Here is a 26,394-nt window from a genome sequence, read left to right on the forward strand (position 1 = left end):
TGGACCCTGCCGATCCCCGGGATCGGTCTGGCCTCCCTCGTCATGTCCGACGGCCCGATCGGCGTCCGGGGCGTGCGCTGGAGCGCCGACGACCCCTCGATCGCCCTGCCCTCCCCGACCGCGCTCGCCGCCGCCTGGGACCCCGAACTCGCCCGCCGGGCAGGCCGCCTCCTCGCCCAGGAGGCCCGCCGCAAGGGCGTCCACGTCCTCCTCGCCCCCACCGTCAACCTCCACCGCTCCCCGCTCGGCGGCCGCCACTTCGAGGCCTACAGCGAGGACCCCCACCTGACCGGACGGATCGGCGCCGGGTACGTCACCGGCGTGCAGGAGGGCGGTGTCGGCACCACCGTCAAGCACTTCGTCGCCAACGACGCCGAGACCGACCGCTTCACCGTGAACAACCTGGTCTCCGAACGCGCCCTGCGCGAGCTCTACCTGGCGCCCTTCGAGCACATCGTGGAGAACGCCCACCCGTGGGGCATCATGACCGCCTACAACACGGTCAACGGCACGACGATGACCGAGCACCACCACCTGGTCAACGAAGTCCTGCGCGGCGAATGGGGCTTCGACGGCTTCAACGTCTCCGACTGGACGGCCGCCCGCTCCACCAAGGCCGCCATCGAGGGCGGCCTCGACGTCGCCATGCCCGGCCCGCGGACCGTCTACGGCGAACCCCTCGCCCGAGCGGTCCGGGCCGGCGAGGTGGAGGAGCGCACGGTCGACGCGGCCGTGCGCAACGTACTGCGGCTCGCCGCCCGCGTCGGCGTCCTGGACGGCGCCGAACCCGTCGTCACCGACCTGCCGGACCCCGTCGACGGCATCGAGCTGGCCCGCGAGATCGCCCGCCGCGCCTTCGTCCTGGTCCGCAACCGGGGGGCGCTGCCGCTGAAGAAGGGCACGGTCGCCCTCATCGGTGCCGCCGCCCGAGACGCCCGGGTCCTCGGCGGCGGCTCCGCCACCGTCTTCCCGGACCGTGTCGTCTCCCCGCTCGACGGCCTCACCGCCGCCCTGCCCGAGGGCACCCTGACCTACGCCGTCGGCGCCGACCCCAACACCGAACTCGCCGTCGCCGACCAGGGTTTCACCCTGCGCGCGGTGTGCCGGGACGCGGCGGGGGACGTCATCGGCACGGGATCCGCCCCCAACGGCCACATCCAGTGGATGGGTTCGGACCTCCCCGAGGGCGTCACCCACGACCGGCTGCACAGCGTCGAGCTGACCGGCACCTTCACCCCGCGCGAGAGCGGCACGCACACCTTCGGCATCAAGGGACTCGGCGCCTTCAGACTGGTCGTCGACGGCACGACGTACTACGACGACGTCCAGCGCGCCGACAAGGACGACCCGTTCCTCACCTTCTTCGGTGCCCCCGAGCCCCGCGCCCGGGTCCAACTGGCCGCGGGCGAGCCGGTCGAGGTCTCCCTGACCCACGTGGTCGCCCTGCCCGAGGACGTGCCGATGAAGGCCGTCACGTTCTCGCTGGCCCACCAGGACCCCCGGCGGGCGCCCGACGAGCTGATCGCCGAGGCCGTCGAGGCGGCCCGGAACGCCGACACGGCCGTCGTTGTGGTCGCCACCACCGAGCGCGTCGAGTCCGAGGGCTACGACCGCAGGGACCTGACCCTCCCGGGCGGCCAGGACGAGCTGGTCCGCGCGGTCGCCGCCGCCAACCCGAACACCGTCGTGATCGTCAACTCCGGCTCCCCGGTGGAACTGCCCTGGCGCGAGGACGTCGCTGCGATCCTGCTCGGCTGGTTCCCCGGCCAGGAGGGCGGAGCGGCCCTGGCCGACGTGCTGACCGGCGCCCACGAACCCGGCGGCCGGCTCCCCACCACCTGGGGCGCCCTGGCCGACGCCCCGGTCACCCGGGTGGTGCCGACCGACGGCGAACTCCCCTACACCGAGGGCGTGTTCATCGGGTACGCGGCCTGGGAGAAGGAGGGCCGCACCCCCGCCTACCCCTTCGGCCACGGCCTCGGCTACACCGACTGGACCTACGAGTCCGTCGAGGTGCGGGGCACCACCGTCCGGGTCCGGCTGCGCAACTCCGGTGCCCGTCCGGGCCGCGAGGTCGTCCAGGTCTACCTGGCGCCCGCCGAGCCCGACGCCGAGCGCCCGGCCCGCCGGCTCGCCGGATTCGCCGGCGTCGAGGCCGGACCCGGGGAGAGCGTCGAGGCCACCGTGGAGATCCCGCGCCGGGCCTTCGAGATCTGGGACGAGAAGACCTCATCGTGGTCGTATGTGAAGGGTTCGTACGAAATCCAGGTGGGGCGCTCGATCGGCGACCGCCGGGTGACCGTGACGATTAACGTCTGATCGCAGGGGGCACGGCCCTCGCACAAGCAGCCCCGGCCCGGGACCTGACCCCTGGGCCGGGGCTCGTGCGTGCTCAGCGCGTACCGAAGCCGTACACCGTCTCCGAGCGGTAGACCTCGCCCGGCCGCAGTACCGTGCTCGGGAACTCCGGACGGTTCGGGGAGTCGGGGAAGTGCTGGGTCTCCAGCGCGATGCCGTCGCCGGGCGCGAAGGGCTCGGGCAGATGGTCCCCGGTGTAGAGCTGGATCCCCGGCTCGGTGGTCGCCACCGTCAGCACCCGTCCGGACGCGGGGTCGTACAACTCGGCGACCTCGACGGCCTCTTCGGTGATCCCCTTGTCGAGCACGAAGTTGTGGTCGTAGCCGGAGCCCACCTTGCGCGCCTGACGGAAGTCGAACCGGGTGTCCGCGACCTGAGCCACCCCGGTCGGGATCAGGTCCGCGTCGACCGGCGTGAACCGCGAGGCGTCGATCCGCAGCTCGTGCCCGCCCGCGTTCCCGGACCCCGCCAGGTTGAAGTAGCTGTGGTTGGTCAGGTTCACCAGGGTCGGCGCGTCGGTCACCGCCTCGTAGGAGATCCGCAGCGCCCCCGACTCGTCCAGGCGGTACGTCCCCGAGACCTCGAGACGCCCCGGGAAGCCCTCCTCGCCGTGCGGGCTGACCCGGCTCAGCCGCACCCCGTGCGCACCCGCCGGCTCCATGTCCCACACCCGCTTGTCGAAGCCGTTCTCCCCGCCGTGCAGGGAGTTGGGCGCGTTGTTGGGCGCCAGCGCGTACGTCACCCCGTCCAGCACGAAGCGACCGCCCCCGATCCGGTTCGCGTACCGCCCGACGAAGGCCCCCAGATACGGCTCCGGGTGCTCCAGGTACCCCTCCAGCCCGGCGAAGCCCAGCACCACGTCCGCCGCCCGCCCGTCCCGGTCCGGGACCTCGGCCGACTGCACGATCCCGCCGTACGACAGGATCCGCACCCGGACGCCCGCGCGCTCCAGGGTCCAGCGGTGCACCGGTGTGCCGTCGGGAAGTGTGGCGAAGAGTTCGTTCATGTGCGGAACTTTAGGACACGGACCTGACCTTGCGATATGCGATCTCCGCCAGCCGCGCCTGTCCGTTCACACTCGGATGGAACCAGTCCCAGTGGCTGAGCTGCTCGGTGCCGAACCGGTAGTCGTACACCGCGCCCCCGTCGTACCGGCACCGCCGGTCCTCGGCGCACACCTCCTTCAGCACGGTGTTGTACGCCTCCACCCGCTCCTGCACGGTGGCCCGCCGCTCGGTCGCCGCCGCGTCCACGGCGTCCGCGTCGGCCAGCATCGACGGGCACACGCCCAGCTTCCACACCTGCTTGCCCAGCGGATTGGTGCGGCCCTCGGACCACAGCCGCTTGAGGTTCGGCACGCTCGCCACGTACACCTGCGCCTTGGGCGCCGTCTTCCGCAGCACGCCGAGCGCGTCCTGGAAACCGGCGCGGAAGTCGGCCACCGACGTCATCGCCGCCGTGGAGTCCCGGCAGGCGTCGTTGGCGCCCACCATCACGGTGACCAGCGCCGGTGTGCGCGCGGCCGCCTGCGCCATCTGCGTCGGCAGATCGGCCATCCGCGACCCGGACACCGCGAAGTTCCAGCTCCGCTCGGCCGCCCTCGCCCTCCCCAGCAGGCGTACGGCCAGGGAGTCGACCTGGGTGCTGCCCCCGGTGGCCCAGGACACGTCGGGGCAGTCCTTGAGCACCCCGCACGCGTCGAAGCCCCGGGTGATGGAGTCACCGACGGCGGCGATCGAGGCCGGGCTGCTGTCCCACGCCGGGGTCGGCTTCGGCGAGGCCTTGGCCTTCGGGGTCGGCCCCGCCGAGTCGCCGCCCACGGCGTCACAGCCGGCGACACCCACCAGAGCCGCCGTCAGGACGGCGACGACGGCCCGCGAGCGGTGGCCCTGCTTCCGCATCCGTGGTGTTCCCCTCGTGAGAATGGTGGTCCTCTCATGACAACGCACGGGAGTTCCCGGTGGCCCCGAGGGAACGATCGGCACCCGTACTAGCGTCCTGCCGGGTGAATGGCGGGCGTTTCGGGGCATCGGGACCGACGGTACGTCACACTCCTTGCGCCGCCGCACGGTAGCCTCGCCATCAACGTGGCTGCCCGCCATCGCCGCCATGCCAGCCAGCAAGACTTGTCCCGCTCTGCCCGGAGGTCCCGGTGACGACACGTGGAGTTCTGTACGTGCACTCCGCGCCGCGCGCGCTGTGCCCGCACGTCGAGTGGGCCGTCGCCGGGGTGCTCGGCACGCGCGTCAACCTCGACTGGATCCGGCAGCCGGCCGCGCCGGGCACCTGGCGCTCGGAGTTCTCCTGGAAGGGCGAGGCGGGCACGGCGTCCAAGCTCGCCTCCGCCCTCAGAGGCTGGCACCTGCTGCGCTTCGAGGTCACGGCCGAGCCCTGCCCCACCGCGGAGGGCGAGCGCTACAGCTGCACGCCGGAGCTCGGCATCTTCCATGCCGTCACCGGCATCCACGGCGACATCCTGATCCCGGAGGACCGCCTGCGCGCGGCCCTGACGCGTTCGCAGCGGGGCGAGACCGACCTGGAGGCCGAGCTCGCCAAGCTCCTCGGCAAGCCCTGGGACGACGAGCTGGAGCCGTTCCGGTACGCCGGCGAGGGCGCCCCGGTCCGCTGGCTGCACCAAGTCGTCTGACCTCCCCGAACCAGAAGGGGCCCCCACCGACCGGTGGGGGCCCCTTCCGTTTGCGTACGGACGGTTCTCAGACCGTGCGGAACGCCAGTACGACGTTGTGCCCGCCGAACCCGAACGAGTCGTTCAGCGCGGCGATACGGCCCTCCACGGGCAGCTTGCGCGCCTCGCCGCGGACGACGTCGGCGTTGGCCTCCGCCTCCGGGTCGAGGTTCTCGACGTTGATGGTCGGCGGAGCCACCCGGTGGTACAGGGCGAGGACGGTCGCGACCGTCTCCACACCGCCCGCGCCGCCGAGCAGGTGACCGGTCATCGACTTGGTGGCGGACACGGCGATGTGGTCGGCCTCGTCGCCGAAGACCTTGCGCAGCGCCTTGAGCTCGGCGATGTCACCGGCCGGCGTCGACGTGGCGTGCGCGTTGACGTGCACGACCTCCGCCGGGTCCAGGCCGGTGCTGTCCAGCAGGTTCTGCAGGGCGTGCGAGATGCCGCGGCCCTCCGGCTCCGGCTGCACGATGTCGTGGGCGTCGGCGGAGATGCCCTGGCCGACCGCCTCGGCGTACACCCGCGCACCGCGCTTGGCGGCGTGCTCGGCGGACTCCAGGACGACGACACCGGCGCCCTCGCCGAGGACGAAGCCGTCCCGGGCGACGTCGTAGGGACGCGAGGCGCCCTCGGGGTTCTCGTTGTTCTTGGACATCGCCATCATGTTGCCGAACGCGGCGATGGGCAGCGGGTGGATCGCCGCCTCCGTGCCACCGGCGACGACGACGTCGGCCCGGCCGGTACGGATCATCTCGATGGCGTAGCCGATGGCCTCGGCGCCCGAGGCGCAGGCGGAGACCGGGGTGTGCACACCCGCGCGGGCCCCGACGAGCAGACCCACGTTGGCGGACGGGCTGTTGGGCATCAGCATCGGCACGGTGTGCGGGGAGACGCGGCGGACGCCCTTCTCCTTGAGCACGTCGTACTGGTCGAGCAGGGTCGTGACACCACCGATGCCGGAGGCGATGACGGCGCCGAGACGGTCGGGGTCGACCTCGCCGACCGAACCGTCCTCACCGGCCTTGCCCTCGAAACCGGCGTCGGCCCACGCCTCCTTGGCCGCGATCAGCGCGAACTGCGCCGAGCGGTCCAGCCGGCGGGCCTGCGGCCGGGGGATGACCTCGGTCGGCTCCACCGCGATCTGCGCGGCGATGCGGACCGCCTGCTCGGCGGCCCACTCCTGCTCCAGGGGCTTGACGCCGGACTTGCCGGCGACCAGACCCTCCCAGGTAGAGGCTGCGTCGCCACCCAGCGGTGTGGTTGCGCCGATACCGGTGACGACCACGGTGCGATTGGTCGGGCTCACGGGAAATCTTTCTCCAACGTTACGAGGATTAAGCGGCGCCACCGCCGGGTGGCGGGGCCGGCACGTCCGGCCTGGAGGGCTCCGCAGGGGAGCCCGGGGGACTCAGGCCTGGTGCTTGAGGATGTAGTCGGTGGCGTCGCCGACCGTCTTGAGGTTCTTGACGTCGTCGTCCGGGATCTTGACGTCGAAGCGCTCTTCGGCGGCGACGACGACCTCGACCATGGACAGCGAGTCGACGTCCAGGTCGTCGGTGAAGGACTTGTCCAGCTGGACGTCCTCAACCGGGATGCCGGCGATCTCGTTCACGATGTCGGCGAGACCGGCGACGATCTCTTCCTGAGTGGCGGCCATGGTGGCGCTCCTTCGTTTTCTTATCCAGAGGGTTGGCAGTGCTTCCCGTCCCGGACCGGATGATCCGGCACGGAGTGCCTAGGGGAGGGTAACGACAGTGGCGGCGTAGACGAGACCCGCCCCGAATCCGATGACGAGCGCGGTGTCGCCGCTCTTCGCCTCACCGGTCGCCAGGAGCCGCTCCATCGCGAGCGGGATCGAGGCGGCCGAGGTGTTGCCGGTGGTGCGGACGTCCCGCGCGACCGTCACGTGCTCCGGCAGCTTCAGCGTCTTCACCATCGAGTCGATGATCCGCTCGTTGGCCTGGTGCGGAATGAAGACGTCCAGGTCGCTCGGGGTGATCCCGGCCGCGTCCAGCGCCTGCTGGGCGACCTTCGCCATCTCGAACACGGCCCAGCGGAAGACCGCCTGGCCCTCCTGCGTGATCGCGGGGAACTTGTCCGTGGAACTGTCGTACTCGTTCCACGCGACGGTCTGCTTGATCGTCTCGGACTTGTCGCCCTCGGAGCCCCAGACCGTGGGGCCGATCGCGGGCTCCTTGGAGGGTCCGACGACGACCGCGCCGGCGCCGTCGCCGAACAGGAAGGCCGTGGCCCGGTCCTCCAGGTCGGTGAGGTCGGAGAGCCGCTCCACACCGATGACGAGGACGTACTCCGCCGAACCCTCGACGATCATGCCCTTGGCGAGGGTGAGGCCGTAGCCGAAGCCCGCGCAGCCCGCCGAGATGTCGAACGCGGCGGCCTTGTCCGTGCCCAGCTTGTCGGCGATCTCCGTCGCCACCGCCGGGGTCTGCTTGAAGTGCGAGACGGTCGAGACGATCACGCCACCGATCTGCTCGGCGGAGATCCCGGCGTCGGCGATCGCCTTGCCGGACGCCTCGATCGACATCGCGGCGACGGTCTCCTCGGCGTTCGCCCAGTGCCGGGTCTGGATGCCGGAGCGCGAGCGGATCCACTCGTCGGACGAGTCGATCGTCTCGAGGATCACCTCGTTCGGCACGACCCGGGTCGGGCGGTAGCCGCCGACACCGAGGATGCGCGCGTACGGGGCGCCCTTGCTGGGCTTGATCTTCGACATGCTCTCGTGCTCCTTCTCAGGCACCGTGCTCGGCGATGAGCTCGCGAGCAGCGTCGAGGTCGTCGGGGGTCTTGAGCGCGAGCGTCTTGACGCCGGGCAGCGCGCGCTTGGCGAGGCCGACCAGGGTGCCGCCGGGGCAGACCTCGATGAACGCGGTGGCGCCGAGCTCCTTGAAGGTCTCCATGCACAGGTCCCAGCGGACCGGGTTGGCGACCTGGCCGACCAGCCGCTCCAGCACCTCGGTACCGGTGGCGACGGCCTGCCCGTCCTTGTTCGAGACGTACGTGACCTTCGGGTCGGCCGGCGTCAGATCGGCGGCGGCCTTGGCCAGCGCGTCGACCGCGGGGGCCATGTGGTGCGTGTGGAAGGCGCCGGCGACCTGGAGCGGGACGACCTTGCGGACGCCCTCGGGCTTGTCGTCGTTCAGGACGGCGAGCTGCTCCAGCGTGCCCGCGGCGACGATCTGCCCGGCGCCGTTGACGTTCGCCGGGGTCAGGCCCAGCTTCTCCAGGTGCGCCACCGAGACCTCGGGGTCGCCGCCGAGCAGCGCCGACATGCCCGTCTCGGTGATCGCGGCGGCGTCGGCCATGGCCAGACCCCGCTTGCGTACGAGGGTGAGGGCGGCGGTGTCCTCCAGCACGCCCGCGAAGGCCGCGGCGGTGATCTCACCGACGCTGTGCCCGGCGACCGCGCCGGGGGCGATGTCACAGAGTGCCGAGGCGGACAGGATTCCGGCCGCGACCAGCAGCGGCTGGGCCACGGAGGTGTCGCGGATGGCGTCCGCGTCGGCCTGTGTGCCGTAGTGGGCGAGGTCCAGTCCGATGGCGTCGGACCACGCGGCGACGCGGTCCGCGGCACCGGGGAGTTCGAGCCAGGGAGTCAGGAAGCCGGGCGTCTGGGCGCCCTGGCCGGGAGCGACGAGTACGAGCACTCTCACACTCTCTCTTGAGGGCGGCCCAAGCCGCCCGTGGGGACAGGGACGAAGAACAGGAGGGGGTTTTGTGGGCCCCCGACAAAAGCCTAGGGCTGGAGATCTCCGTCGGCCAGACGCCCCAGGATGAGCGCGATCCGCAAGGTGAACGCCGACCGTACATCGGAAGGCGACCAGCCGGTGACGTCAGTCACACGTCGAAGCCGGTAGCGCACGGTGTTGGGATGCACGAAGAGCATCCGGGCCGCACCCTCCAGACTGGACGCCTGTTCGAGATAGACGGAGAGGGTCTCCAGGAGCGCGGAACCGGCCTCCTCCAGCGGTCTGTAGATCTCCTCCACCAACTGCTCTCGCGCGCTGGGATCGCCGGCCATCGCGCGTTCCGGAAGCAGGTCGTCCGCCAGGACCGGGCGCGGGGCGTCCTGCCAGGCGGAACACGCCTTGAGTCCGGCGGCGGCCGCCTGCGCGGACCGGGTCGCGGCCAGCAGATCGGGGACGACGGGCCCGGCGACCACGGGTCCGGCCGCGTAGGGGCCGATCAGCGACTTGGCCACGGCGAGCGGGTTGTCGCTGCCACCCGCGATCACCACGAGCCGGGACCCGAGCACCCCGGTCAGCACCTGGAGCTTGGCGTGCCGGGCGGCCCGCCGGATGGCCTCGACGGTCAGCTCCGAGTCGCCGTCGGGAGCGGTGCCGAGGACCACGCACACGTGCTCGGGAGCGTTCCAGCCCAGCGCGGCGGCCCGGCTCACGGCCCCCTCGTCGGCCTCCCCGCTGAGCACGGCGTTCACGACGAGCGACTCCAGCCGGGCGTCCCAGGCACCGCGTGCCTCGGCGGCCTGGGCGTAGACCTGCGCGGTCGCGAAGGCGATCTCGCGGGCGTACACGAGCAGGGCCTCACGCAGCACGGACTCGTCGCCCGGCGCGGCGACCTCGTCGATGGCCGACTCCATGACCTCGATGGTTGTGCGCACCATCTCGACGGTCTGGCGCAGGGTGATGGCCCGGGTCAGCTCACGGGGGGCGGTGCCGAACACATCGGTGGAGATGGCCTGCGGGGCGTCCGGATGCCGGAACCACTCGGTGAAGGCCGCGATGCCGGCCTGGGCGACCAGCCCGATCCAGGAACGGTTCTCCGGGGGCATCGCCCGGTACCACGGCAGCGTCTCGTCCATGCGCGTGATGGCCTGCTGCGCGAGAGACCCGGACGACTTCTCCAGCCGCTTCAGGGTCGCGGCATGTGCGTGGGCGCGGGGCGCGGCGGGGTCGGACTTGCTGTGTTCGGGTTCGGGCACGGGGACAAGACTGCCTTATCCGGACGTCAGTGCGCGCCGCCGGGTCCTTGCTTGATGGTTCGGTCGCCTTCGGGGCGCCTCAGCCGGTGTCCGGCCGGTGTCCGGGGTGCGGGCCGAGTTGGTGGGCACGTGCCGCCCGTTGCGCCTACGCCGTGGGACATCCCGGCGGTGGGGCTACCGTGGTCCCGTGACGGACGTACGGCGCGCCGCGGAGCGCTATCCAGGCGGGGACCCCGGGACCGGAATCGAGTCGTGGCACGCCTTCTCGTTCGGGCCGCACTACGACCCCGACAACCTCCGGTTCGGCGCGCTGATCGCCTGCAACGAGGAGCGGCTCGTGCCCGGCGCCGGGTTCGACGAGCATCCGCACAGCCACACCGAGATTGTGACGTGGGTGGTCGAGGGCGAGCTGACGCACCGCGACTCCACCGGGCACGAGACCGTCGTGCGGCCCGGTGACGTGCAGCGGCTGAGCGCCGCCGCGGGCGTCCGGCACGTCGAGCGCAACGACGCCGAGACCCCGCTGACCTTCGTGCAGACCTGGCTCGCGCCCCTGGAGCCCGGCGGCGAGCCGTCGTACGAGATCGTCCGCGGCATCGCCGACTCGACGCCGTACGCGGTCCCGGAGGCGGGCGCGCTGCTCCATGTACGGCGACTGGCCGCGGGGGAGTGGACGGCGGTGCCGGACGGGCGGTTCGTCTATGTCCACGTCGTGCGCGGCGACGTACGGCTGGACGGCGAGGAGCTGGGCCCCGGCGACGCGGCCCGGCTCACCGGCGCGAAGGAACTGGACGCGGTGGCGATGACCCCGGCCGAGCTGCTGCTGTGGGAGATGTCCTAGAGGCCGACGAGCACCGCGTCGGTGAACGGGGGCCACGACTCGACGGCCCACGGCCCGAACGCGCGGTCCGTCAGCGCCACGCAGGCCGCCCCCGCGTCCGGGTCGATCCACAGGAACGTGCCGGACTGGCCGAAGTGCCCGAAGGTGCGCGGCGAGGACACGGAGCCCGTCCAGTGCGGGGACTTGGAGTCGCGGATCTCGAAGCCGAGGCCCCAGTCGTTGGGGTTCTGGTGGCCGTAGCCCGGCAGCACGCCCTTCGTGCCCGGGTACTGGACGGTCATCGCCGCCGCGACCGTCCGCGGGTCCAGCAGCCGCGGTGCCTGCACCTCCGCCGCGAACCGGAGGAGGTCCTCGACCGTCGACACGCCGTCCTTCGCGGGCGAGCCCTCCAGGGACGTCGACGTCATGCCCAGCGGCTCCAGGACCGCCTGCCGCAGGTACTCCGCGAACGGGATGTCCGTCGCCTTGGCGACGTGGTCGCCGAGCTGCTCGAAGCCCGCGTTCGAGTACAGCCGCCGCTCGCCGGGCGGGGCGGTCACCCGGTGCTCGTCGAAGGCGAGCCCCGAGGTGTGGGCGAGCAGATGACGCACGGTCGATCCGCTCGGCCCGGCCGGCTCGTCGAGCTCGACGGCCCCCTCCTCGTACGCGACGAGGACGGCGTACGCGGCGAGCGGCTTGGTGACCGAGGCCAGCGGGAAGCGGTGAGCTGTCGGACCGTGGGTGCCGAGGACGGTGCCGTCGGCCCGCACCACCCCCGCCGCAGCGGTGGGAACCGGCCAGTTCTCGATCAGCGCGAGGCTCTGCAAGGACATGCCGTCGAGACTAAGCGGCTCACAGCTTCAGAATCATCGTGGGGTCCGGCTTGTGGACGAAGCCGAGGGAGACGTAGAGCGGCTCGGCCTCCGGGGACGCGGTCAGCATGACCTGGCCGGCGCCCCGCTCGCGGAACCACGCCAGCAGTTCGTCCATGCACGCGCGCGCGTACCCTCCCCCACGCTCGAACAACCTCGCGCGGGGGGACCCCCATCGCCGGGCCGTCGGGTCGGTGGCGACGCTGAAGACGTAGCCGGCCAGCCCGTGCGGATTGCCCGCCTTCCCGATCCGGTAGTCGACCGTCCCCGCCACCAGCGCGCCCAGCGCCCCCGGCCGCTCCGGGTGGTCGACGACGAAGGCCGCGAAATCCCCGTCGGCCTCCGCCAGCTTCCGCCGCAGCGACGGCAGCGCCTCGGTGTGCCACGCTGTGGAGGCGTCCCCGCCGGGCAGGGCGTCGATCATCACCTGGCGCAGCCGCAGCACTTCCCCGGCGTCCTCGGTCGTGGCACGGCGTACGAGACTCATGAGCCGCACGCTAGCGAGCGCACCCGGGGCGCGTCCTGCCGATTTCTTGCCGGTACCGCTTGCTTGGAGTGCACTCCAAGGTCCTAGCGTGGGGGGCATGACGGTGATGGAGACCACGAGTACCAGGACCGACAGCTGTGCCGCCCCGCCGCACCCCCACCGGCGCCCCAACGGCCAGGACAGCTACACGATCAGCGAGGTCGTCGCCTTCACCGGCCTGACCGCGCACACCCTGCGCTGGTACGAGCGCATCGGTCTGATGCCGCACATCGACCGCTCGCACACCGGCCAGCGCCGCTACAGCAACCGCGACCTCGACTGGCTCGACCTCGTCGGCAAGCTCCGGCTCACCGGCATGCCGGTCGCCGACATGGTGCGGTACGCGGAACTGGTGCGCGAGGGCGACCACACGTTCACCGAACGGTTCGAGCTGCTGGAGACGACCCGCCGGGACGTCCTGTCCCGGATCGCGGAGCTCCAGGACACGCTCGCCGTACTCGACCGGAAGATCAGCTTCTACGCCGAAGCCGGTCGCGCCTACGAAACGGAGAAGGCCGGATGACGGACCGCACCATCCCGACCGCACAGCTGGGCGACACCGGCCCCGCGGTCGGCGTCCAGGGCCTCGGCTGCATGGGCATGAGCTTCGCCTACGGCCCCGCGGACGCGAAGGAGTCCCGGGCCACCCTGGAGCGGGCCCTGGAGCTCGGCATCACGCTCTACGACACGGCGGACGCCTACGGCGCCGGGGAGAACGAGAAGTTCCTGTCGCCGTTCTTCCAGGCCCACCGCGACGAGGTCGTGATCGCCACCAAGTTCGCCCTGGCGATACCCCCGGACGACCCGACCCGGCGGATCATCCGCAACGACCCGCCGTACATCCGCGAGGCGGTCGAGGCGAGCCTGAAGCGCCTGGACGTCGACGTGATCGACCTCTACTACATGCACCGGCGGGACGTGAACGTGCCGATCGAGGAGACCGTCGGCGTCATGGCCGAGCTGGTGCGCGAGGGCAAGGTCAAGCACCTGGGCCTGAGCGAGGTCACCGCCGGTGAGCTGCGCGCGGCGCAGGCCGTCCACCCGATCGCCGCCGTGCAGTCGGAGTGGTCCCTGTTCAGCCGGGACATCGAGGCCCAGGTGGTGCCGGCCGCCCGCGAACTGGGCGTCGCCCTCGTCCCGTACTCCCCGCTCGGCCGCGGCTTCCTCACCGGGTCCTTCACCGACGCCGACAAGGACCTCACCGCCGACGACTTCCGCCGCCAGCAGCCCCGCTTCACGGGCGACAACGCCACGGCGAACGCGGCCCTGCTGGAGCCGGTCCGCCAGGTCGCCGAGGCCCACGGCGCCTCCCTGGGCCAGATCGCCCTGGCCTGGGTCCAGCAGCAGTCCGAGGTCCACGGCCTCCCGGTCGTCCCGATCCCGGGCACCCGCAAGCCGACCCGGGTCGAGGAGAACGCGGCGGCGACGGGCCTCCAGCTCACCAAGGAGGAGCTGGAACTCCTGGAGCCGATCGCGGGCCAGGTGGCGGGCGACCGTTACGCGGACATGCGGTTCTCGTCGGCGGGCCGGGAGTAGTCAGAGCTCCGCCAGCAACTCCGCCTTCTTCACGGAGAACTCCTCGTCGGTGACCAACCCGGCCTGGTGCAGTTCGCCGAGATGGCGGATGCGCTCGGCGATGTCCGCGGGGTCCCGGCGTGGCGCGGCCACGGCCGGGACCACCGCCGTGGCCCCCCGCTGCTTCACCGCGGCCAGCACCGCGGCGGCGAAGGGCAACGACTCGTGCACCGGTCCGTACCCGAGCCCGAAGACCACGGCCGCCGGGTCCTGGTCCGCCTGTACCGGCTGAAACGGCGGAGCCTCCCGCAGCAGCCGCAGATGCCCCTCGAAGACCTCAGGTGACCGCCACTCGACACCCGTCAGCTCGGACACCGGGAAGCTCTGGTCGCCGGCCTTCCACTTCGCCGAGGACGCCCCGGTCCAGAACCAGCGGAAGTTCACGGTACGGCCGTCGAAGGACGCCTTCCCGTCGTACGCCTTGAACTGCAACGGCACCTCGGGCGCCGGCACCAGGAATCGTTCCGCCGGTTCGTCGTCCCGTTTCAGCAGCGCGCGCAGCTCGTCCGCGTAGTACTCGGCGAGCGTCTCCTTGTCAGCCGGCAGCACCAGCCGGTACGGGTCGCACCCTTCCTTCAGCTGTCCCGCCGCCGCCTCCATGAGCGGGTCCGCGCCTGGCCGCGGTTCGGCGTGCAGCACCACCGTGCCCCGCTTGCCGGGGGTCAGCGTCACCCCGGAGATCGCCTCCAGGGGAATCCGTCGTTCCCCCAGTGCCTGGAAGAGCTTCGGTGTGCGAATCCCCCGTTCGTAGCGGATGAGCACGGAGTCGGACTCGAACTCCCAGGCGGCATGAAATCCGGCCAGTACGTCACCCATGCGGGTCATCGTATTCGGCACGAGCTCCTTCGTCCCCTCCTCGCGCAGACCGCAGTTCTTGCAGTCTCTACGCGCGTCCGGCCTCGGCCGTGCCGGACAAACCGGCGCGGCAGGCTTCGTCCTCGTGGGCGCAGTGCACCGAGCGGTATGCGCCAATGCCGATCTCGGCGAAGTTGAGCAGACTCTCCGTTCCGGGTTGGAAGTAACCGGCGTGCCCGTCCGCACCCCGCGCGGACAGCACGCGCGCGCCGAACGCGGAGGACACCGGGTCGGCGCCGTGGCCGAGCCCGCCCACCTCCAGGTAGGGCACGTCCTGGATCCAGTCGTCGGCGTCCCGCATCGCCCACACATGGGCGGTGGTGCGCAGGTGGGAGGCGTTGGCGACCCGCATTCCGGGGCTGCCGGCGACCGCGATGTCGGCCACCCGGCCGGGCAGGGTGCGCGCGGCCACCCCGCACACCACGGAGCCGTAGCTGTGGCAGAACAGGGAGACCGGTGAGGTGCCGGGCAGGGCGCGCACCAGCGCGTTCAGCCGGACGGCGCCGGTCTCGGCGCGCATCGCGGTGGCCGAGTCGATGCCGAGTCCGGCGGGCGCGGTGTAGTCGGCCCAGGCGATCACCGCCGTACGCGTGGCGGGGCTCGCCTCCCGCTCGGCCCGGTAGAGGGCCTTGGCCATGCCGACCGGCGCGGACCAGCTGCGCCTGGTGCGCTGGAAGGTGAGCACGTCGGTGTCGACACCGGGCACGACGACGGAGACCCGCTGCGCCGCGCCGAGGTCGCCGAAGACCTCGGCGACCCGGCCGGAGCCGTCCGGGTCGAAGGCGAGGATGTGGCGCTCCGGGGCAGTCAGCGCCTCGAAGCGGTGCATACGGCGGCCCGCCTCCTGCTGACCGGCCGGCGTGAGCCGGGTGTCGTGCATGCGGGCGCGCTCGACGGCCCGGGCCTGGAGCAGCGCGAGGCGGTTGGCCTGGTAGCGCAGGGTGACGGGGGCGCCGTTCATGTTGCCGACCGCGAGCGGGTAGCGCTGGGCGAGGCGGACGCGCTCCTGGGAGGTGAGGGAGGCGAAGAACCGGGTGAGCCGGGCGGGGGCGGTGTCCGGGTCGGGCAGCCGGTGTCCGTGGAGGCGGCCGTGCGCCCAGGACTCGAGCGAGGCCTGGAGCGGGGTGGCCTCCCGGTGGTTGCGCAGAGCGGTCCAGCCGGTCGTCGCCAGCATCACGAACACCACGGCCAGCGCGAGCAGTGCGCGCCAGACGTTGAGTTGCGGGGAGGTGTCGAAGGAAGTCACTGAAAGGACACACTAGGAGAACGGGACGGTCTCGGGTTAATCGAGTGACGGGTATCACGTTTTGATGTAAGGGGGCCACTTGCCGGTCAGTGCGGGCCCCAGCAGTTCCAGGTGGGAGACGGTCAACGCGCGCATCGCCTCCAGGCTGAACTCCCCGTCGGTGAGCCACTGGCGTTCCGTCACCCGCATCACCCCGCTGAAGACGGCCACCAGCAGCCGGGGCCGCGGGTCGGTCCCCGCTTCGAGGCCCTCGCGTTCGGCGAGCAGGCGCGTGAGCACCTCCTCGACCTCCGCGGAGCGCCGCAGATGGGCGGCGAGCAGGACGGGGGTCGATTCGATCACCCGGTACATGGCCAGGAACCGGGCCACCGGTACGACCGACTCCACGACCTCGTGCAGGGTGTCCCACCCCTCCAGGACGGCCTGCCGCAGCGCCTCCAGCGGCGGCTCGTGCGCCGGGCGCGCGCGTACGGCGTCGACGAAGTGCGCCACCGTCATCTCGTCGAGCGCGAGGGCCGCTTCCTCCTTGCCGGCGAAATAGCGGAAGAAGGTGCGCTGCGAGACCCCGACGGCGTCGGCGATCTCGTCCACGGTCGTCCGGTCGTAGCCCTGGGTGGTGAAGAGCTCGATCGCGACCCTCAGCAGTGCCTCTCGGGTGCGCTGCTTCTTGCGTTCGCGCAGTGTTTCCATTGGTGTCAGTTACCGACTTGTGAATTGGTTTGTCAATTGTCAGCGGCTGTCACTAGCCTCGAACACATGACTAGTCAGACCACCCTCGACAAGACGGGGCCGGGGGACGGGGGATCCCCGTCGTCGTCGGATCAGGCGCCTGCCTCCGGGCTGCGCGGCCACCCGTGGCTCACCCTCCTGACCGTGGCCGTCGGCGTCATGATGGTGGCCCTCGACGGCACCATCGTGGCCATCGCCAACCCGGCCATCCAGGCCGACCTCAAGGCGAGCTTCGCGGACGTCCAGTGGATCACCAACGGCTACTTCCTCGCGCTGGCGGTCGCCCTGATCACCGCGGGCAAGCTCGGTGACCGCTTCGGGCACCGGCAGACCTTCCTGATCGGTGTCGTCGGCTTCGCCGCCGCGTCGGGTGCGATCGGGCTGTCCAGCTCCATCGCCGCGGTCGTCAGTTTCCGTGTGCTTCAGGGCCTGTTCGGTGCCCTGCTGATGCCGGCCGCGCTCGGGTTGCTGCGGGCCACCTTCCCGGCCGAGAAGCTCAACATGGCCATCGGCATCTGGGGCATGGTCATCGGCGCCTCCACCGCCGGCGGCCCGATCCTCGGCGGTGTCCTCGTCGAGCACGTCAACTGGCAGTCGGTGTTCTTCATCAACGTCCCGGTCGGCGTCCTGGCCCTCGCCCTGGGCGTGCTGATCCTGCTCGACCACCGCGCCGAGAACGCCCCGCGCTCCTTCGACCTGCTGGGCATAGCCCTGCTGTCCGCCGCCATGTTCTGCCTGGTCTGGGCCCTCATCAAGGCCCCGACCTGGGGCTGGGGCGACGGACTGACCTGGACCTTCATCGCCGCCTCCGTGGTGGGCTTCGTGCTGTTCGCCTTCTGGGAGACGAAGGTCAAGGAGCCGCTGATCCCGCTCGGGCTGTTCCGGTCGGTCGCGCTGTCCGCGGGTGTGGTCCTCATGGTCCTCATGGCGTTCGCGTTCCTGGGCGGCCTGTTCTTCGTGACCTTCTACCTCCAGAACGTGCACGGCATGAGCCCGATCGACGCGGGCCTCCACCTGCTCCCGCTCACCGGCATGATGATCGTCGGCTCCCCGCTCGCGGGCGCGTTGATCACCAAGCTCGGCCCGCGCATTCCGCTGGCCGGCGGTATGGCGTCGGTCGCGATCGCCATGTTCGGGATGTCCACGCTGGAGACGGACACCGGCAGCGGGGTCATGTCCCTGTGGTTCGCGCTGCTCGGCCTCGGCCTCGCACCCGTGATGGTCGGCGCCACCGAGGTCATCGTGGGCAACGCGCCCATGGAGCTCTCCGGTGTGGCCGGCGGTCTCCAGCAGGCCGCGATGCAGATCGGCGGCAGCCTGGGTACGGCCGTCCTCGGCGCCGTGATGGCCTCCAAGGTGGACGGCGACCTCCCGGGCAACTGGAAGGACGCGGGTCTGCCGGCGCTGCCGCCGGCCCAGCTCGACCAGGCGTCGGAGGCGGTCCAGGTGGGTGTCGCCCCGGTCACCAAGGGGACCCCGGCGGAGATCGCGGCGAAGATCACCGACGTCGCGCACGACACCTTCATCTCCGGGATGAGCCTCGCGTCGCTGGCCGCCGCGGGTGTCGCCGCCTTCGCCGTCCTCGTCGCCCTGCTCACCAAGCGCGGCGAGAACGCGGAGGCGGGTGCGGGCGTCGGCCACGTCTGACGCCTGACGGGACGTCAGCGCACTTCGCCTATCAGGGTGAAGAGGCTAAAGATTTCTCGCCCTCGGTACGCGCCGCAGGTCACAGTAAGTCAAGCCCTCCGCACGGCAGGTTCGTGAGCCGCGGAGGGCGGACGGCGCTGCGGCGCGCTGCCGGAGGGGGGCGGCGCGCCGCAAGGCCGGAGGATTAACCCCGGGGACCGGGGTACTCGCATCGTTGAACCCGAGACGAACCCAACCAACCAAGGGTGTCAGGGAGTTGATGATGGCGGGCTTCGGACACGGAACGCGCAGGTACCCCCGATCACGTGGCCGGACGTGGTCACGGAGCGGGCCGGATCGCGCGACGCTCGGAATCATCGGAGTCATCTGCGCAATCGCTGGTTTCTTCGTACTGGGCATCATCCTGGGCCCCGTCGCGATGGTGTGCGGCTGGCTTGCCATGGGCCGTACCTGGTCGGGCGGTGGCAACCGTGCCTGGCCCGCTCTGGTCGCCTTCGTACTGGGCGCCATCGACACGCTCCTGGCGATCATCTGGCTCGTCGGAGCGGCCACCCCGGGCAGCGGGACGTTCTGACCCGGGGCGCGTGAGGGAAGGGCCCCCGGTGGGACGACCGGGGGCCCGCTCACGTTTTCAGACCGGTGGGGTGTTCGTAGCCGCCGACGGACGTCTCGCGCAGGGCCGCGACCTCGGCTCGCAGGGCCCGTACTTCCTCTGTCAGGGCCCTGATCGCCTCCGTCTGCTCTCGTTCCTCCACGTCGTCCTTCTCGAAGCGCTCGATGAACCAGGCCGCGATGTTCGCGGTGACGACACCGAGGAGGGCGATGCCGGACAGCATCAGGCCCACCGCGATCATGCGGCCCAGACCGGTCGTCGGGGCGTGGTCGCCGTAGCCGACGGTCGTCATGGTGGTGAAGGACCACCAGACCGCGTCACCCAGCGTCCGGATGTTCCCGTTGGGGGAGTCCCGTTCCACCGACAGCACCGCCAGCGAACCGAACATCAGCAGCCCCACCACCGCCCCGGCGACATACGTCGTCACCCGGATCTGGGAGGCCATCCGCGCCCGCCGCCCCACCAGCAGCAGCGTGGAGACGAGGCGCAGCAGACGCAGGGGCTGTATCAGCGGCAGCATGACCGCGCACAGGTCCAGCCAGTGCTGCCGTACGAACCCGCGGCGGTCCTGCGAGAGCGACAACCGCATCAGGTAGTCGACGGCGAAGACCCCCCACACCACCCACTCGACCACCGTGCACAACGCCGTGAGCGACCGTCCCGCCGAGGTGTCCACGATCGGCACGGCATAGGCGACGGCGAACAGCACCGCGAGCGCCAGAAGGGGCCGCTGGGTGTGCTGTTCCCAACGGACCTGCGCCGACTGTTCCTTCATGCCCGCATCGTAGAGAAACGGTGAAGGGCGGTGAGCCTTCAAGCCCACCGCCCTTCAACTCCTCAGGGGCGCGGGGAACTGCGCGAGCAACCCCCACCGGCCCGCAGCCACACGACTACGCGTCTCCCCCAGCCGCACCCGGGTCAGCCGCTGAAACATCGAGCAACTGGTACCGGTCGATGGCCTGCTTCAGCACCGACCGGTCCACCTTGCCCTCCCGCGCCAGCTCCGTCAGCACGCCCACCACGATCGACTGCGCGTCGATGTGGAAGAACCGCCGCGCCGCACCCCGGGTGTCCGCGAAGCCGAACCCGTCGGCGCCCAGCGACTGGTACGTGCCCGGCACCCACCGCGCGATCTGGTCGGGAACCGCCCGCATCCAGTCGGACACGGCCACGAACGGACCCTGCGCGCCGGCCAGCTTCCGCGTCACGTACGGCACCCGCTGCTCCTCCTCCGGGTGCAGCAGGTTGTACTCCTCGCAGGCCACCGCCTCGCGCCGCAGTTCGTTCCAGGAGGTCGCCGACCAGACGTCCGCCTTGACGTTCCACTCCTCGGCGAGGATCTTCTGCGCCTCGATGGCCCACGGCACAGCCACGCCGGACGCCATGATCTGCGCCGGGATCGACCCCGAGGTGCCCTCGGAGAAGCGGTAGACGCCCTTGAGGATGCCCTCGACGTCGACGTTCTCCGGCTCGGCCGGGTGCTGGATGGGCTCGTTGTAGACGGTGAGGTAGTAGAAGACGTCCTCGCCCACCTTGCCGTCGGCGGTCGGCCCGTACATCCGGCGCAGACCGTCCTGCACGATGTGCGCGATCTCGAACCCGAACGCCGGGTCGTACGCCACACATCCCGGGTTGGTCGAGGCGAGCAGCTGCGAGTGGCCGTCCGCGTGCTGGAGCCCCTCACCGGTCAGAGTCGTACGGCCCGCGGTCGCGCCCAGGACGAAACCGCGCGCGAGCTGGTCCGACATCTGCCAGAACTGGTCGCCGGTGCGCTGGAAACCGAACATCGAGTAGAAGACGTAGACCGGGATCAGCGGTTCGCCGTGCGTGGCGTACGCCGAACCCGCGGCGATCAGCGAGGCCGTGCAGCCCGCCTCCGAGATGCCGTCGTGCAGCATCTGGCCCGTCGGGGACTCCTTGTACGCGAGCAGCAGCTCCCGGTCGACCGACTCGTACTGCTGACCCAGCGGGTTGTAGATCTTCGCACTCGGGAAGAACGAGTCCATGCCGAAGGTGCGGTACTCGTCCGGCGCGATCAGCACGAACCGCTTGCCGAGCTCCTTGTCCCGCATGAGGTCCTTGAGCAGTCGTACGAAGGCCATGGTGGTGGCGATCGACTGCTGGCCGGAGCCCTTCTTCACGGTCGCGTACGTCTTGTCGTCCGGCAGCGCCAGCGGCTTGGCACGCACCACGCGCGTCGGGACGTAACCGCCGAGGCCCAGCCGGCGGTCGTGCATGTACTGGATCTCCTCCGAGTCCCGGCCCGGGTGGTAGTAGGGCGGCGCGCCCGACTCCAGCTCCTTGTCGGAGATCGGCAGGTGCAGCCGGTCGCGGAAGCCCTTGAGGTCGTCGACCGTCAGCTTCTTCATCTGGTGCGTGGCGTTGCGGCCCTCGAAGTTGGGGCCCAGCGTCCAGCCCTTGACCGTCTTGGCGAGGATCACCGTCGGCTGGCCGGTGTGCTCCACGGCCGCCTTGAACGCCGCGTAGATCTTCCGGTGGTCGTGACCGCCGCGGCCCAGGTGCAGGATCTGGTCGTCGGTCATGTTCTCGACCATGGCGCGCAGCCGGTGGTCGTCGCCGAAGAAGTGGTCGCGGATGTACGCGCCGGACTCGGTGGCGTAGGTCTGGAACTGGCCGTCCGGGGTGGTGTTCATCCGGTTGACGAGGATGCCGTCGCGGTCCTGCGCGAGCAGCGGGTCCCAGGTGCGGTCCCAGATCAGCTTGATGACGTTCCAGCCGGCGCCGCGGAAGACCGACTCCAGCTCCTGGATGACCTTGCCGTTGCCGCGCACCGGGCCGTCGAGGCGCTGGAGGTTGCAGTTGACGACGAAGGTCAGGTTGTCCAGGCCCTCGCGCGCGGCGATGGTGAGCTGGCCGAGCGACTCGGGCTCGTCCATCTCGCCGTCGCCGAGGAACGCCCACACGTGCGACTTGCTGGTGTCCGCGATCCCGCGCGCGTGCATGTAGCGGTTCATCCGCGCCTGGTAGATCGCGCCGATCGGGCCGAGGCCCATCGACACGGTCGGGAACTCCCAGAAGTCCGGCATCAGGCGCGGGTGCGGGTACGAGGACAGCCCGTGCGGCGCCTTCGACCTCTCCTGGCGGAACGCGTCGAGGTTGTCCTCGCTGAGGCGGTCGAGCAGGAACGCGCGCGCGTAGATGCCCGGGGAGGCGTGGCCCTGGAAGAAGACCTGGTCGCCGCCGTCGCCCTCGTCCTTGCCGCGGAAGAAGTGGTTGAAGCCGACGTCGTACAGGGACGCCGAGGAGGCGAAGGTGGCGATGTGGCCGCCGACGCCGATCCCGGGACGCTGGGCGCGCGAGACCATCACGGCCGCGTTCCACCGGGTGGCGTTCAGGATCTTGCGCTCGATCTCCTCGTTGCCCGGGAAGAACGGCTCGGCACCGGTCGGGATGGTGTTCACGTAGTCCGTGCTGCGCATCTCGGGCACGGCCACGCGCTTCTCGCGGGCCCGCTCGATGAGCCGCAGCATCAGATAGCGGGCCCGCTGCCGGCCGCGCTCGTCCACCGCGGCGTCGAGGGAGTCGAGCCACTCCTGGGTTTCCTCGGGATCGAAGTCAGGAACCTGACTCGGAAGGCCGCCAATGATGATCGGGTTGCGATCGGATCCGGAAGCCACGCTGTTCCTTACCTGTCAGAGGGCCGTATTTCTGTATGTCTGCACCGCTCCCCATCGTGTACCTCGGGGGGCCAAACGTCATCTCTACTCCGGGGTAACCCGGGCCCTGTACCCGGGTATGGTTCCCAAACACGCAAAGAGGGCAGAAAGGTGTGGCATGCGTCACGGCGTGACCGCGATGATGTGCCTGGAGTTGGGGTGACACGTTCCGGAACGTCACCGTTTCGGCGGTCTGAAACGCCGGGTACTTGCGCGATCCGCCCCGCCCGTGTGGACTACGGCCAATGCTTCGCGCACGCGCGTGGCTGAGACTCCCCCAGAGCCTGAGAGCCTGGGGGGACCCATTCGAAGACAAGATCAGGAGGCACCCCGTGAGCGCGACCGCGGACCACGCGGAGACGAGCCCTGCCGTGAGGCTGGGGTTCCAGCCCGAGCAGGTGGTCCAGGAGATCGGCTACGACGACGACGTAGACCAGGAACTCCGCGAGGCCATCGAGCAAGTCATCGGCAGCGACCTTGTGGACGAGGACTACGACGACGTCGCCGATGCCGTGGTGCTCTGGTTCCGTGACGAGGACGGCGACCTGACCGATGTGCTGGTGGACGCCACCACGTACATCGAGGAGGGCGGCTCGATCCTGTTGCTGACGCCGAAGACCGGCCGGGACGGCTACGTGGAGCCGAGCGACATCTCCGAAGCCGCGACGACGGCAGGCCTGTCCGCCTCCAAGAGCGTCAGCGTGGGCAAGGACTGGAGTGGCAGCCGGCTGGTGACGCCCAAGGCGGCCAAGTCCAAGAAGTAGCCCGGTGGGACCGGACGGGCCGGCGAGACCGGCCCGTCCGCTTCCCCGCGGTGATCGCTGCGTAGGGTGGACGCGTCACTCGAACAGCCCCCGAAGGGACACCCACGCGATGGCGATCCAGGTCGGCGCAAAGGCCCCCGACTTCGAGCTCAAGGACAACCACGGCCGGACCGTGCGGCTGTCCGACTTCCGCGGCGCCAAGAACGTCGTGCTGCTCTTCTACCCCTTCGCCTTCACCGGCGTGTGCACCGGTGAGCTGTGCGAGCTGCGGGACAACCTGCCGAAGTTCACGGACCGCGACACCCAGCTCCTCGCCGTCTCCAACGACTCCATCCACACCCTGCGCGTCTTCGCCGAGCAGGAGAGCCTGGAGTACCCGCTGCTCAGCGATTTCTGGCCGCACGGCGAGGTCTCCCGCGCCTACGGCGTCTTCGCCGAGGACAAGGGCTGCGCGGTGCGCGGCACCTTCGTCATCGACAAGGAGGGCGTGGTCCGCTGGACCGTCGTCAACGCCCTGCCGGACGCCCGCGACCTCGACGAGTACGTGAAGGCGCTCGACACCCTGTGATTGTTCGCCTCCAGGGACTGCGTGCGCCGGGAACCCGTCACTAGGATCGAATCGTTGATCCGGCATCCGACATCGCACGCACGGCGGGGCTCCCGGCCCCCGGACACCAAATGGAGGACTCGTGGGAGTCAGCCTCAGCAAGGGCGGCAACGTATCGCTGACCAAGGAGGCCCCGGGCCTGACCGCGGTCATCGTCGGTCTGGGGTGGGACGTCCGCACCACGACCGGCACGGACTTCGACCTGGACGCGAGCGCGCTGCTGCTGAACGCGGCCGGCAAGGTCGCCAGTGACGCGAACTTCGTCTTCTTCAACAACCTCAAGAGCGCCGACGGCTCGGTCGAGCACACCGGCGACAACCTCACCGGTGAGGGCGAGGGCGACGACGAGCAGATCAAGGTCGACCTGGCCAACGTCCCGGCGGACGTCGACAAGATCGTCTTCCCGGTCTCGATCTACGACGCCGAGAACCGCCAGCAGTCCTTCGGCCAGGTCCGCAACGCGTTCATCCGCGTCGTGAACCAGGCCGGCGGCGCCGAGATCGCCCGCTACGACCTCTCCGAGGACGCGTCCACCGAGACCGCCATGGTCTTCGGCGAGCTCTACCGCAACGGCGCGGAGTGGAAGTTCCGCGCCATCGGCCAGGGCTACGCCTCGGGCCTGCGCGGTATCGCCCAGGACTTCGGCGTCAACGTCTAGGGCCACTCCTGGTCCCCCGTCCGGCGCCGCACGGTTTGCGTGCGGCGCCGGACGCGCAGGTACAGCACGGAAGCACACTCTCGGGGAGGGAACAGCACATGGGCGTCACGCTCGCCAAGGGAGGAAACGTCTCCCTGTCCAAGGCCGCCCCCAACCTCACCCAGGTGATGGTCGGACTCGGCTGGGACGCGCGCTCCACCACCGGAGCCGACTTCGACCTCGACGCCAGCGCCCTGATGTGCAGCAGCGGGCGGGTCCTGGGTGACGAGTACTTCGTCTTCTACAACCAGCTCAAGAGCCCGGACGGCTCGGTCGAGCACACCGGCGACAACCTCACCGGTGAGGGCGAGGGCGACGACGAGTCGATCCTGGTCGACCTCTCCCGGGTGCCGGACCGGTGCGACAAGATCGTCTTTCCGGTGTCGATCCACGACGCCGACAACCGTGGCCAGACCTTCGGCCAGGTCAGCAACGCCTTCATCCGCGTGGTCAACCAGGCCGACGGCCAGGAACTGGCCCGCTACGACCTCTCCGAGGACGCCTCCACCGAGACCGCCATGATCTTCGGCGAGCTCTACCGCTACCAGGGCGAGTGGAAGTTCAGGGCGGTGGGACAGGGGTACGCGTCGGGACTGCGGGGCATCGCCCTCGACTTCGGGGTCAACGTCTCGTAACGCGATATGAGCAAAAGCCGGGGCCGGGTGGGGCTTCGGGGGTGCCCGACTACACTTCGCTTCAAAGTTTCGTAAAGCCGAGTGCGGCACGGGGGAATCCCGTACACGTACGGATTGGGTAGCCAGTGGTTCTCAAAACCTTCGGCTGGTCGTTCGCGGTCACCGCGCTCGGCCTGGTCGCTGCGGTCTTCTACGGGGGGTGGGAGGCCTTCGGAATCGTGGCGATCCTCTCCATCCTCGAGATCTCCCTGTCGTTCGACAACGCGGTGGTCAACGCCGGAATCCTGAAGAAGATGAACGCCTTCTGGCAGAAGATCTTCCTCACGATCGGCGTCCTGATCGCCGTGTTCGGCATGCGGCTGGTCTTCCCCGTCGTCATCGTGGCGATCAGCGCCAAGATGGGGCCGATCGAGGCGGTCCACCTGGCCCTGACCGACAAGGACCGCTACCAGCAGCTCGTGACCGACGCGCACCCGGCGATCGCCGCGTTCGGTGGCATGTTCCTGCTGATGATCTTCCTGGACTTCATCTTCGAGGACCGGGACATCAAGTGGCTGGCCTGGCTGGAGCGGCCGCTGGCCAAGCTCGGCAAGGTCGACATGCTGTCGGTCTGCATCGCCCTGGTCGTCCTGCTGATCACCGCGTTCACCTTCGCCACCCACGCCCACCAGCACGGCGGCGCGCACGTCGACAAGGCGCAGACGGTCCTGATCTCGGGCATCGCGGGTCTGATCACCTACATGGTGGTCGGCGGCCTCTCCGGCTACTTCGAGGACAAGCTCGAAGAGGGGGAGGAACGCGAGCACGAGGAGGAGGAGCGCGCCGAACGCGAGGGCAAGCCCAAGTCGGCCGTCCTGATGGCCGGCAAGGCGGCGTTCTTCATGTTCCTCTACCTGGAGGTCCTGGACGCCTCCTTCTCCTTCGACGGCGTGATCGGCGCGTTCGCCATCACCAACGACATCGTGCTGATGGCGCTCGGTCTGGGCATCGGCGCGATGTACGTCCGGTCGCTCACCGTGTACCTGGTCCGCCAGGGCACCCTCGACGACTACGTCTACCTGGAGCACGGCGCCCACTACGCGATCGGCGCCCTCGCCGTGATCCTCATGGTCACCATCCAGTAC

26 protein-coding genes are annotated in these 26,394 nt (G+C 70.4%); 12 read left to right on the top strand and 14 right to left on the bottom strand.

Annotation, left to right across the window (positions count from 1 at the left end; genetic code table 11):
• Nucleotides 1-2,319 (top strand): beta-glucosidase (locus AOJ26_RS25605; protein ID WP_053850706.1); only part of this gene is annotated, 2,319 nt, incomplete at its 5' end.
• Nucleotides 2,320-2,392: 73 nt separating this feature from the next.
• On the opposite strand, the gene AOJ26_RS25610 is transcribed toward AOJ26_RS25605, so the two are convergent.
• Together AOJ26_RS25610 and AOJ26_RS25615 are read right to left on the bottom strand one after the other, a co-directional pair.
• A complete protein-coding gene (locus AOJ26_RS25610; RefSeq protein WP_053850707.1) occupies nt 2,393-3,364 on the bottom strand; it encodes an aldose epimerase family protein in 972 nt (323 codons plus the stop codon).
• 10 nt (nt 3,365-3,374) lie between these two features.
• Nucleotides 3,375-4,259, bottom strand: a complete 885-nt coding sequence (locus AOJ26_RS25615; protein WP_053850708.1) for an SGNH/GDSL hydrolase family protein — start codon at nt 4,257-4,259, stop codon at nt 3,375-3,377.
• A 251-nt stretch (nt 4,260-4,510) separates the two neighbouring features.
• Between AOJ26_RS25615 and AOJ26_RS25620 the strand changes: the two genes are divergently transcribed.
• Nucleotides 4,511-5,005: a DUF3145 domain-containing protein gene (locus AOJ26_RS25620; RefSeq protein ID WP_037721013.1), complete on the top strand. Its 495-nt coding sequence runs from the start codon at nt 4,511-4,513 to the stop codon at nt 5,003-5,005.
• Nucleotides 5,006-5,072: 67 nt separating this feature from the next.
• Here AOJ26_RS25620 and fabF read toward each other — a convergent pair whose 3' ends face one another.
• From fabF to AOJ26_RS25645, 5 genes are all read right to left on the bottom strand, one after another.
• Complete coding sequence (fabF, locus tag AOJ26_RS25625) at nt 5,073-6,353, bottom strand: beta-ketoacyl-ACP synthase II (protein ID WP_053850709.1); 1,281 nt, start codon at nt 6,351-6,353, stop codon at nt 5,073-5,075.
• Between the two features lie 102 nt (nt 6,354-6,455).
• Nucleotides 6,456-6,704, bottom strand: coding sequence for an acyl carrier protein (locus tag AOJ26_RS25630; protein WP_007381745.1), 249 nt, complete (start codon nt 6,702-6,704; stop codon nt 6,456-6,458).
• 78 nt (nt 6,705-6,782) lie between these two features.
• Nucleotides 6,783-7,781 carry a ketoacyl-ACP synthase III gene (locus tag AOJ26_RS25635; protein ID WP_053850710.1) on the bottom strand — a complete coding sequence of 333 codons (999 nt, stop codon included), beginning with the start codon at nt 7,779-7,781 and terminating at the stop codon, nt 6,783-6,785.
• A 16-nt stretch (nt 7,782-7,797) separates the two neighbouring features.
• Nucleotides 7,798-8,712 (bottom strand): ACP S-malonyltransferase, encoded by a 915-nt coding sequence (locus tag AOJ26_RS25640; RefSeq protein WP_053850711.1) that lies wholly within the window; start codon nt 8,710-8,712, stop codon nt 7,798-7,800.
• 89 nt (nt 8,713-8,801) lie between these two features.
• Complete coding sequence (locus AOJ26_RS25645) at nt 8,802-10,007, bottom strand: PucR family transcriptional regulator (RefSeq protein ID WP_053850712.1); 1,206 nt, start codon at nt 10,005-10,007, stop codon at nt 8,802-8,804.
• Between the two features lie 187 nt (nt 10,008-10,194).
• Between AOJ26_RS25645 and AOJ26_RS25650 the strand changes: the two genes are divergently transcribed.
• Nucleotides 10,195-10,848 (top strand): pirin family protein, encoded by a 654-nt coding sequence (locus AOJ26_RS25650; protein WP_053850713.1) that lies wholly within the window; start codon nt 10,195-10,197, stop codon nt 10,846-10,848.
• Here the strand turns inward: AOJ26_RS25650 and AOJ26_RS25655 are convergent.
• Nucleotides 10,845-11,660, bottom strand: coding sequence for a serine hydrolase domain-containing protein (locus tag AOJ26_RS25655; RefSeq protein WP_053850714.1), 816 nt, complete (start codon nt 11,658-11,660; stop codon nt 10,845-10,847). The two genes, AOJ26_RS25650 and AOJ26_RS25655, sit on opposite strands and share 4 nt — an antisense overlap.
• A gap of 19 nt (nt 11,661-11,679) precedes the next feature.
• Nucleotides 11,680-12,186, bottom strand: coding sequence for a GNAT family N-acetyltransferase (locus AOJ26_RS25660; protein ID WP_053850715.1), 507 nt, complete (start codon nt 12,184-12,186; stop codon nt 11,680-11,682).
• Nucleotides 12,187-12,283: 97 nt separating this feature from the next.
• Here AOJ26_RS25660 and AOJ26_RS25665 point away from each other — a divergent pair, with 97 nt between their 5' ends.
• Entirely contained in the window at nt 12,284-12,748 is a 465-nt protein-coding gene (locus AOJ26_RS25665) for a MerR family transcriptional regulator (protein WP_053850716.1), read from the top strand.
• On the top strand, nt 12,745-13,761 hold the full coding sequence (locus tag AOJ26_RS25670; RefSeq protein WP_053850717.1) for an aldo/keto reductase: 1,017 nt from the start codon (nt 12,745-12,747) through the stop codon (nt 13,759-13,761). The genes AOJ26_RS25665 and AOJ26_RS25670 overlap by 4 nt, the downstream gene beginning before the upstream one ends.
• Here the strand turns inward: AOJ26_RS25670 and AOJ26_RS25675 are convergent, their stop codons facing one another.
• Genes AOJ26_RS25675 through AOJ26_RS25685 form a run of 3 tightly spaced genes read right to left on the bottom strand, consistent with a single transcriptional unit; the run spans nt 13,762 to nt 16,591 of the window.
• Nucleotides 13,762-14,625: a DUF4429 domain-containing protein gene (locus AOJ26_RS25675; protein WP_053850718.1), complete on the bottom strand. Its 864-nt coding sequence runs from the start codon at nt 14,623-14,625 to the stop codon at nt 13,762-13,764.
• 58 nt (nt 14,626-14,683) lie between these two features.
• The gene (locus AOJ26_RS25680) at nt 14,684-15,901 is read right to left on the bottom strand and encodes an alpha/beta hydrolase (protein ID WP_053850719.1); all 1,218 of its coding nucleotides are present in this window, start codon (nt 15,899-15,901) and stop codon (nt 14,684-14,686) included.
• Between the two features lie 54 nt (nt 15,902-15,955).
• A complete protein-coding gene (locus AOJ26_RS25685; protein ID WP_053850720.1) occupies nt 15,956-16,591 on the bottom strand; it encodes a TetR family transcriptional regulator in 636 nt (211 codons plus the stop codon).
• Nucleotides 16,592-16,657: 66 nt separating this feature from the next.
• On the opposite strand from AOJ26_RS25685, the gene AOJ26_RS25690 reads away from it, so the two are divergent.
• Nucleotides 16,658-18,277 (top strand): MFS transporter, encoded by a 1,620-nt coding sequence (locus AOJ26_RS25690; RefSeq protein WP_053850721.1) that lies wholly within the window; start codon nt 16,658-16,660, stop codon nt 18,275-18,277.
• 259 nt (nt 18,278-18,536) lie between these two features.
• Nucleotides 18,537-18,851: a small hydrophobic protein gene (locus tag AOJ26_RS25695; protein ID WP_053850722.1), complete on the top strand. Its 315-nt coding sequence runs from the start codon at nt 18,537-18,539 to the stop codon at nt 18,849-18,851.
• 49 nt (nt 18,852-18,900) lie between these two features.
• Here the strand turns inward: AOJ26_RS25695 and AOJ26_RS25700 are convergent, their stop codons facing one another.
• Together AOJ26_RS25700 and aceE are read right to left on the bottom strand one after the other, a co-directional pair.
• Nucleotides 18,901-19,665: a potassium channel family protein gene (locus AOJ26_RS25700; RefSeq protein WP_053850723.1), complete on the bottom strand. Its 765-nt coding sequence runs from the start codon at nt 19,663-19,665 to the stop codon at nt 18,901-18,903.
• Nucleotides 19,666-19,780: 115 nt separating this feature from the next.
• On the bottom strand, nt 19,781-22,528 hold the full coding sequence (gene aceE, locus AOJ26_RS25705) for a pyruvate dehydrogenase (acetyl-transferring), homodimeric type (protein WP_053850724.1): 2,748 nt from the start codon (nt 22,526-22,528) through the stop codon (nt 19,781-19,783).
• Nucleotides 22,529-22,899: 371 nt separating this feature from the next.
• On the opposite strand from aceE, the gene AOJ26_RS25710 reads away from it, so the two are divergent.
• The 5 genes from AOJ26_RS25710 to AOJ26_RS25730 form a co-directional block, all read left to right on the top strand.
• Nucleotides 22,900-23,331, top strand: a complete 432-nt coding sequence (locus AOJ26_RS25710; RefSeq protein WP_020116104.1) for a DUF3052 domain-containing protein — start codon at nt 22,900-22,902, stop codon at nt 23,329-23,331.
• A gap of 109 nt (nt 23,332-23,440) precedes the next feature.
• Nucleotides 23,441-23,899 carry a peroxiredoxin gene (locus AOJ26_RS25715; RefSeq protein WP_053850725.1) on the top strand — a complete coding sequence of 153 codons (459 nt, stop codon included), beginning with the start codon at nt 23,441-23,443 and terminating at the stop codon, nt 23,897-23,899.
• Between the two features lie 121 nt (nt 23,900-24,020).
• Nucleotides 24,021-24,596 carry a TerD family protein gene (locus tag AOJ26_RS25720; protein WP_053850726.1) on the top strand — a complete coding sequence of 192 codons (576 nt, stop codon included), beginning with the start codon at nt 24,021-24,023 and terminating at the stop codon, nt 24,594-24,596.
• Nucleotides 24,597-24,694: 98 nt separating this feature from the next.
• Nucleotides 24,695-25,270, top strand: a complete 576-nt coding sequence (locus tag AOJ26_RS25725; RefSeq protein WP_007381725.1) for a TerD family protein — start codon at nt 24,695-24,697, stop codon at nt 25,268-25,270.
• A gap of 125 nt (nt 25,271-25,395) precedes the next feature.
• Nucleotides 25,396-26,394 (top strand): DUF475 domain-containing protein (locus tag AOJ26_RS25730; RefSeq protein ID WP_053850727.1); only part of this gene is annotated, 999 nt, incomplete at its 3' end.

This window comes from Streptomyces sp. NRRL B-24085, assembly GCF_001282115.1.
In the GTDB taxonomy this organism is placed as follows: Bacteria; Actinomycetota; Actinomycetes; order Streptomycetales; family Streptomycetaceae; genus Streptomyces.